9 protein-coding genes and 1 pseudogene are annotated in these 8506 nt (G+C 51.4%); 4 read left to right on the forward strand and 6 right to left on the reverse strand.

The window, feature by feature from the left end; all coding sequences use genetic code 11:
- Positions 1–239: 239 nt before the first annotated feature.
- Positions 240–551, reverse strand: a complete 312-nt coding sequence (locus O2S87_RS10325; protein ID WP_475408709.1) for a helix-turn-helix transcriptional regulator — start codon at positions 549–551, stop codon at positions 240–242.
- Between the two features lie 144 nt (positions 552–695).
- On the opposite strand from O2S87_RS10325, the gene O2S87_RS10330 reads away from it, so the two are divergent.
- Entirely contained in the window at positions 696–962 is a 267-nt protein-coding gene (locus O2S87_RS10330; RefSeq protein WP_475408710.1) for a MarR family transcriptional regulator, read from the forward strand.
- 34 nt (positions 963–996) lie between these two features.
- Here O2S87_RS10330 and O2S87_RS10335 read toward each other — a convergent pair whose 3' ends face one another.
- The 5 genes from O2S87_RS10335 to O2S87_RS10355 form a co-directional block, all read right to left on the reverse strand.
- Complete coding sequence (locus O2S87_RS10335) at positions 997–1413, reverse strand: TRAM domain-containing protein (RefSeq protein ID WP_475408711.1); 417 nt, start codon at positions 1411–1413, stop codon at positions 997–999.
- 129 nt (positions 1414–1542) lie between these two features.
- Positions 1543–2337 (reverse strand): thermonuclease family protein, encoded by a 795-nt coding sequence (locus O2S87_RS10340; RefSeq protein WP_475408712.1) that lies wholly within the window; start codon positions 2335–2337, stop codon positions 1543–1545.
- Between the two features lie 210 nt (positions 2338–2547).
- A complete protein-coding gene (locus O2S87_RS10345; protein WP_475408713.1) occupies positions 2548–3027 on the reverse strand; it encodes a hypothetical protein in 480 nt (159 codons plus the stop codon).
- 971 nt (positions 3028–3998) lie between these two features.
- The gene (locus tag O2S87_RS10350; protein WP_475408714.1) at positions 3999–5327 is read right to left on the reverse strand and encodes a Cdc6/Cdc18 family protein; all 1329 of its coding nucleotides are present in this window, start codon (positions 5325–5327) and stop codon (positions 3999–4001) included.
- Between the two features lie 805 nt (positions 5328–6132).
- Positions 6133–6459 carry a DUF6788 family protein gene (locus O2S87_RS10355; protein ID WP_475408715.1) on the reverse strand — a complete coding sequence of 109 codons (327 nt, stop codon included), beginning with the start codon at positions 6457–6459 and terminating at the stop codon, positions 6133–6135.
- A gap of 138 nt (positions 6460–6597) precedes the next feature.
- Between O2S87_RS10355 and O2S87_RS10360 the strand changes: the two genes are divergently transcribed.
- The 3 genes and pseudogenes from O2S87_RS10360 to O2S87_RS10370 all read left to right on the forward strand — a co-directional run.
- Complete coding sequence (locus O2S87_RS10360) at positions 6598–7524, forward strand: helix-turn-helix transcriptional regulator (protein WP_475408716.1); 927 nt, start codon at positions 6598–6600, stop codon at positions 7522–7524.
- Complete coding sequence (locus tag O2S87_RS10365; RefSeq protein ID WP_475408717.1) at positions 7521–8354, forward strand: DUF6036 family nucleotidyltransferase; 834 nt, start codon at positions 7521–7523, stop codon at positions 8352–8354. Before O2S87_RS10360 ends, O2S87_RS10365 begins: the two co-directional genes overlap by 4 nt.
- 1 nt (position 8355) lies before the next feature.
- Positions 8356–8506, forward strand: a pseudogene (locus O2S87_RS10370) (ISH3 family transposase); the annotation flags it as partial.

Below are 8506 nucleotides of genomic sequence, written 5' to 3' on the forward strand. Positions count from 1 at the left end.
TTCAAACCCATGAAAACTACACAAAACAGGTGTGTAGATCACGACTCCATCGTTAAGTCGGTCCCCGCTGACGCTCCGGCCCTCCAAGACGGAGCGCATCTGAGAATATCCACTCCAGCAAGAATAATGTTTGGTACGACTACACATGAATACAACAGGATCAACCGACACTAGCGTTTTGACTCCTGAACCTAACGCATTCACACGCCATTTTCTGTGACCTGGCACACCATCTTCGATCAACTCGACGAGATTCCGTAGTTGAGAGCGATTTCAGTATCCTCGAGTTGTGCGTCTTCCCACTGTCGACGCTCTTCGATCAGTTCTCTTCCCAGTGGTGTGAACGTATACAGATTCGTCCGGTCGTCTTTGTTTCCTTTTTTGATCAGTCCTTCTTCGACGAGCTCGTTGAGGTTTAGGTAAAGCCGTCCGTGATTCACTTCAGCTGTTGAGTATGCTTCGAGTTCACGACGGATTTCCGCTCCAGATGGCTCGTTGAGCGAGGCGATACAATAGAGCAAATCTCGCTGAAATCCTGTTAGGTCATACATGAGTGCAGATTCTATTTTGACAAATATAAGAATTTGTTATAGTTCAATATGCAATAGAGTGTCCTAAGCAGACTACTGACGAATAGAAGCCTTTGAACCGACCAGATCAGTGGCATTATGCGATTGAAGCGGTTATTTTTCAGTATGTCGACTGCTGACGAAGCGACAGTCACAACCACTGAAGAGATGTGGGACGTTGTCAGCGACCTTCCTCCGAGCGCGAAATTGGTCGCCAAAGTTCTCGAATACAATGGAACGCTCACCCAATCAGCCCTTGCAGACAAATCTCGACTCTCACCTCGAACTGTTCGAAATGCGCTCACTGAACTCGATGCGGCTGGTGTCGTCGACACTGAAATCTCACTTGCCGATGCTCGACAACATCTTTACTCGCTCACGGTTGAACCCTGAGCGGTCCGACTCTCACAAATCTAGTTGAAGACCGCTAATATCGAAAGCGTTCGACGACTTCTCCGAACGCAACGGTCTCGGTAACAGTCTCGATTCGTATCCGCACTCGCTCGCCTACCTCCGTCTCTGGGACGATCACAACAAATCCACGCTCGACGCGTGTCAGCCCGTCTCCCTGATCACCCAGCTCTGTAATCTCGACGACTCGTGTCTCGCCAGTGCTGACTGGTGGTTGATCGAGATCGGATTGTTGTGATGAATCGTCACGGTTCTGTGTGGGAACTGGCTGTGAGGTTTCGCCCGGTTGCTTGAGAACTGCGACTCGGTAGTCTTCGGCCGGATCGACATAGCCGACGTCGACTTCCTGCTTTGGGACCTCGACGACGTATGACTGGTTTTGTTCTTCGAGTTCAGCAGTGAATAGACAGGTGAGTTGCTCGGATATCTCCATTGAAAGCTCGTATTAACTGTTGGTCTAACAAGTGACTTGAGACTATCGAGAGGTCTGGAAAACGGACCGCCAACACAGAAGCGAGAGCGTCGAACCGCTCAGAGTGGTGGATATGAACAAGTATCTGACTCAAGGCAGTGACTCACAGGCGATCCCGTCTCCGTCGCCATCAAGGCCATGTGTATCGCCCGATTCGTTCTCTAGTACGTATTGGGCCTGTGCTTGCGTCTCAAAGTCCTCACAGTCGTAGTCGCCATCCGGCGGCAGTGGCGGGATCTCGACGTCGCTACTGTCGTCGTCTGATTCCGACTCTGTATCGGAATCTTCGAGGTCCCACAGTCCCACGTTACTATCTTGGGCTTGCTGCTCAGCAGCTGTAAACTCCTCGCGCAGCGAGAACTGACTGTCATACATCCGGGCGTAGCCGTCTGCAAGCAGTCGCTCGTTGAAATTCTCACCGTCGACATACAGATACACGAGGAGTCGACCAAAGTAACCACGTCTGTCTGAGTCGGGATCGAAGACCATCTGGACCTCCGCTCCTTCTAACTCGTCCTCAGCGAATACAGTCGCTTGCTCGCCCCACTCAAAGAGATGATCACGGCCTGCGGTGCTGTCGGGGATGCCCGCAAATTCGTCCGGTGAGACCCGCGAGAGCGTGGTCTCTGGCGTGTCGACACCCAGGAGGCGGACTGTCTCTTCAGTCCCGTTGGCATACTCGATTTCCATCGTATCACCGTCGATCACACGTGTGACAGTGACCGTGACCGACTCGCCGTCGACGGCGTCGGGTGTCGTGGTCTCGGTCGACTCGGTGGTAGATTCCTCAGGTGTCGCAGATCCGTCGACAGGACTGCCGGTACACCCAGCGAGAGCTACCAACAGGACGACGCCAACGAGGGCCACCAGTCGAGTTCGTCGCATACAGGAGTATCGGAAGTCGACGGGATCAATCAGTCGGTTGGGTTGGAAAACTAAGCTACTGATTAACCAACAACCCGACGTGAATACGGATTTTGTTGGTTAACCAGTCTGACCAGTTGCCCCCGAAAATCTGTTTACGCTCTTGTGGCGTAGATTGTTGGTGAGTCATAGTGCAGGTTCGTGGCTCGACGTCCGAGACAAACGTCTTGATTACCCGTGTTTCGCGGTGTATTGCTCCAATGCGTGTTTGATAGCTTTCGGGCTGTTGGCAACTCTATTTGTAGCTACTCGCATCAAATTTGGCGGCGAATACCCGTCTGAATACTCGAAAATGCGATGTACTGCCGATGTTGGAACCGCTACCGGTGTAAAGTCATCGACGGTGTAAATGAGGGGTGTAGACGTACTGGCCCATAACGTTGTACTCGCCCATTGCTGTTCGTCCTCGAAAGTGGTTTCGATCCAGCCAGTGCCAACGTACTTACCATCCTGATGGAAGAGCACGAGATCGCCAGTAGTCATCTTCTCAAAGGTACTATCTCTGCTTTCTGGAGCCCCGAAGAATTGCACTGTCTCCATTCCAGCGATCGGTTCAGGACAACCTGGATAGTCATCTACGTCGACAGTTGAGCGGACCGTCGCATCAAAATCCGCTGGCAAGGTTCGTGCCAGAAAGATATTAGAACTCACACTGATTGATTATTTACGGCCGAAGAAATACTCTCTGGAACATCGTTACTACGAACTGAGCGGAACAAAAGTTGTTCCTGGAACCTGGCTCTCACGGAATGAATACAAACTGTTTCCGTGGGAAGCCGAGACCTTTGAACAGGAAGTGATCACCCGGCTGATGGATTTCCTATGATGCTATCTTTCTACAAGGAGAGAATTCCGGCGTTCACGCCGGGGGTGAATCCGACAACCCCTCTTGATTGGGAACATCGTTTGTTGAATGATACGAACGTGTCACCCTTGTCCACTGTGACTCTAACTATTGCTGAGAACTGACCAACAATCTCCTACCCAAGAGCGTACTCTGATTGACGAGTGGCAGTTCATGATCCATGACACGATGGGGGCAGCATTCTACGTTGATATACCGTGGACGACACTTCTCTAAAAATTGAATATAGGAATCCACTCGCTGCAACGCATAGAAACAAAAATCCCCAGCGTGAGGCACACCCCAGAAAGCGTCTATTAATACGATCAGTCGAAAGAAGACAGTTGGAGTTCTTCTCATCAGCGGTATGATCGTCTACACCCCCCGGGTACGTCCGCATAAGATACATGCTCAGAATGACAGATGATAGTATTGACACCGTTATAGACACACACCGTCTGCAAAAAGGGGTGAAAGTGTGAGAATTCCTTAGAAAAGGGAGACACCGGTATAGACACACACCGTCTGCAAAAAGGGGGTGGAAATGTAGAAATTCCTTAGAGAGGGATGATACCATTATGTACACACACCGTCTGCAAAAAGAGGGGTAGAGATGTAGAAATTCCTTAGAAAGAGGTGACACCACTATAGACACACACCGTATGCAAAAAGGGGTAGAGGCGTAGAGCTCCTTGGAAATGGACGACACTGATAGGGACACACCGTATGCAAAAAGGTACTCTCGAATAACAAACATCCTCACGGGGAGTGGTTCTCACTATGCGAATTTCTTAATTTGTGAATTGACAACAGATTTGATATTTGGAGACTCGTTTTTGAGCTGCTCCAGCCGAGTATCTTCCTCAAGAGTGTCCACGACCACATCTGAGTCATTGGCGATCAAATAGTATTTGTGGACGCCATTTGAGCTGTGGCCCTTTTTTTGCGACTGCACGAACCCATACGTCTCGGCTTCTTTCATATACCGGAGGAACATATCCCGTGATTTACAATTAGCATCGATGATCTGAGTTATATATTTGTAAACAGAGTATGCAACGATGTTGGGAACCATATCGACCTTTTTGTCTGCATATGATTTGGTGACGGCAGTCGAATAGAGAGCCAACTTCTTTTGGGTCGACAGTCCTTGCATTTGCGAGAGTGTTGCTTCTCGTTCAGCTTCTTTTTGAGCTCGGCGGGCGTGCTCTTCTCGGACAGTCTGTTCGTTGTCGTAGTTCGCGAGTTCGCCGGCTTTGCGGAAGAGGTCTATCGCTTGTCGAGCATCACCATGATCTTGCGCTCCGAGTGCTGCACAAAGTCGGATCACCCCGTCGCTGAGAACGCCGTCTTTGAACGCATCTCGACGTCGATTGAGGATCGAACTGAGTCGAGTTGCGTCGTAATCAGGAAAAACAATTTTTTCAGGGTTGTAGGAGCTAAACGCTCTGCCATCGAGATCCTCCATAAAACTAGGGTCGTTCGTGAGTGCGGCAATTGACACATCGCAATCAGTCAACCCAAGCTGTGTCGTCCTAGACAGTTGGTAGATGACATCGGAGAAAGCAGGGGTATTGTTCTGCCGAGTGCCGGTTAGTAGATCGACCTCGTCGAGGATAACCATCACAGCATCGTAATGTGAGGATATGATCTCAAACAACCGATCGACTTTGACGTCGGTCGACACTCCCTTCCGTGGAACTCCGACATCCACGCCGGCTTTGACAGCTGCTTGGTCGACTAGGTTGTAGATCGCTCGGTCATAGGATCGGATTTTCTGGCAACTGATTTCAAGAGTGATGAAAGCAATCCCCTGGGCTTGAGCGAGCTCGCCAGCTGTATCACAGACCGAGTTGATGATTAACGACTTTCCAGTTCCTGATGGACCGTACAACAGAAGGTCAGGAGATCGGTTCCCGTTGAGCATCGTTCTCAGATAATTTATTGTCTGATCTAGCTGCTCGTCCCGACCAACAATTCGGTCAGAATCAATAATTGTCTCCGGGTCGAGGAGACTCTTGTCGTTGAAAACGGTCGTCTGGTTGCCCTGCTCGAACCGATCCCGGATAGGGTCGGTCGTCGACCTGTCCACATCAGAGTCGGTCATATCTCCAATACAATCAAGCACACATATATACTTATAGGACCGTGTGCAAAATCCGATCATCGGTTTGTGGGCTTGAAACACGGGTTGTGAGAAGTATGAGATCGACAAGGCACAACCGATATCGGAATCCACTGTCGGGAGTGCCAGCGTCAACCCACGATAGGAGGTGATTTTTCTCGGTGAGAATCTCCTCGAGGAGATCTCGAACACAGGGACACCGTTTGCAAAAAGGGTAGCGGAAAATAGAAGGGGTAGGCAAATCTCGACAACCGAGTTAATCACGCTTAAATAGCCAAAAACCGGGTTTCAGACGGTGATAACGTTGAAACACACTGGTTTTTACGAGCCTCTTGTAATAAAGAAAGATTTATTACAATACCTTAGTAACCAAAAACGTAATGTAGTAACACACAAAATAACAAATTACTGTGATTTGTTTGTGTGTATGATGATGAAAACGGAAGTAAAGGACGTCTAATACTGCTCAACCGCCAATACGAGTTATTAGAATCGAGACGATTGACGTAGTGTTCACGAACCTTTGTGCCGACCCCTTTTTGCACACGGTGTCCCTCTCCTCTCGAGCTTCCTCTCAAGCTGGGGACCATAGCTCCACCCAGCGAAAATGACCTGTGTCTGTAGCTGATGTACTGCCTCGTTGAACCTGTCCAAATAACAACTTTGAGCCGATTTTACGCTCTTAAAATCGGCTAGAGAGTTAATTACCTCAATCAACTAGCAAGAATAATATTTTTGGACAGGCTCTCTTTCAACTCGAAAACGGGGGGTGTCCTCGTATTCGAGTTCAATCGTCTGGATTTACCGGACATTTGTATTTGGAGGTCACCTTATCGCCTTCTCGCCACTGCCAGTAGTAGTAGTGGTTGTTGTTGTTGATTTCCTTGATCGTGATCGTCGCTTTGGCAGGGACGTCGTCCGGGAGGTCGTCTAGTCGCTCCTCCACTTCTTTATTATCTGCCGATCCCTCGAGACGGGCCTCACGTTGCTTGTACTCGGCTAGCGCTTCGGCGTACGTAGCAATGTCTCGGAGCTGCTCCGGAGTCGACTTGTTGAGTGTGTTGACGATTTCCGTTGGGAGGTTCACCGGTGGGGTCGGGGGTTCGTAGGACATCAGCTACTCTCGTGTTAACCAACATAACCCGCGAATTCTTAGTTTTGTTGGTTAAGACAATAGAGACGGCTCTCGTGCCTACTGACTGTAACACTACTCGAAACTTATTCATATATATGTTTCGTACTATGTTACACCGTGCTCCGGCGCATCGAACTCGAGGTCCTCGCCACGGTCGACCGCGGCGACACGATCTCCGAACTCGCGACGAAGCTCGACTACAGCGAGAGCTACCTCTCCCGTGCCGTCGGTGGTCTCACCGAAAAGGGACTCATCTACACGGAACGCGACGGCCGGCAAAAACGAGTCTTCCCGTCTGATTCTCGCGCCGTCGAACTCTACCAGGACCTCGTCCGCCAGCACTCCCATATCGACTTCCCCGAACTGCTGACCGGCAAGGCACTCGAGGTGCTGTACTACCTTGACCAGCCGCGAACTGTCTCCGAGATCGCCAACCGGAGCAACAACTACCGCAACACGGTTAACCGCGTCCTCAAGCGGTTTCGCGACCGTGGTCTCGTCGGCACAGCCCACGGCCACTACGAATTTAACGCCGATTTCGACCGCCTCCACAAATTCGCCTGGGCACTCGCACACCATCTGCATCGCCAGCGCCTCGAAGCCGTCGCCCCGAAGGGCACAATTCTCTGGGAAGACTACGACGAATTCCTCGCCCAGACCGAGACGGAGATCGACGCAGAAGCGTTCCACGAAACCGGCCTCGCTCGATTCGCAGCCTTCGACATCCAGTTCCTACTCACCGGCTACCGCTACTACGTCTACTCCGAAGAACTCGATGCCGTCTCGCCAGCGGACCTGTGTTGTCACACCCTCTTGATCGACGACGGCAGCCGCCATCACTCGTACTGTCTCCTGTTGATCAGTCATGTCGACGTCGACGAGGCGGAACTACGAGAGCAGTCGGCGAAGTATGGCCTCGAAGACGAAATCGACGCCCTGATTCGTTACCTCGATACGCGTGGTGAGGTCGAGGATGACCGGCTCCCGGAGTGGGACGAGTTCCAGGAGCTGGCGGCTGACTACGAGGTGCCACTACCACAATGAGACCAACATTCGGACGCAAGTACATCGAGGACGAATTCCAGCGAATCGGAGACGGGATATCTGAACCGCTCACAGTATACTTGATCGGTGGTGGTGCAATGTCGCTGCGCGACCTCAAGGGGGCGACAAAAGACATCGACCTAGTTGTCCCGGATGGCGACGCGTACGGTCAGCTATGGGCCGTCCTGATGGACCTCGGGTACGCGGAGGTCCAGTCGCTGGATCCAGATTACCGGGCGCTGGGGGCGACGAGCTGCGTCGAGAACGACGATGGGTGTCGCCTCGACATTTTCAACCAGCAGGTCGCGAACAAGCACGTACTCACCGACGGGATGCAAGAGCGCAGCGAGCCGTTCCTCGACACGGATCGACTGACGGTCCGGCTAGTCAGCAACGAAGATATCTTCCTGTTTAAGGCGATCGCTGGCCGCCACGACGATATCGAGGACATGAATATGCTCGTACAGGCTGGCCTCGACTATGGTGTCGTCCAGGATGAACTCGAAGCCCAGATCGAACGCCTGGGTGACGATCAGTTTGCCACGTTCGCGAACGAAGCCCTAATCGAACTCGAGGAGCGGTACGGAGTGACCACGCCAGTCGAGGCCCGCGTTCAGGAACTCACGAATAGGTACTACCGGGGGCTTGAAATCCTCCAGGCACTCGACGAACCGATGACCGTCGACGAGTTAGTTGCCAATCTCGGATTGGAGCTTGATGCGGTTCGAGATAAGCTTACGTATCTTGAGAAATTCGGCCGAGTACGCCAAAATGGCGATACAGTCTCAGTCGATCACATCGGGTTAGATGGAGTGTCTGTTTGGAAGTAGTGTGAAACAAACCCAAACAGACAATCAGATCGAAGAAGAGCATCTGCTTAATTTTGTCGTCAACACTCTCGACGAGGAACTTCCGATAGAACTCGCAGACGGTGTAAAGGTCTCATCAGAGAAGCTCTATGAGGTCCTCGCTGGCGCCAGCG

The sequence above is a fragment of the Halohasta sp. A2 genome, assembly GCF_056175805.1.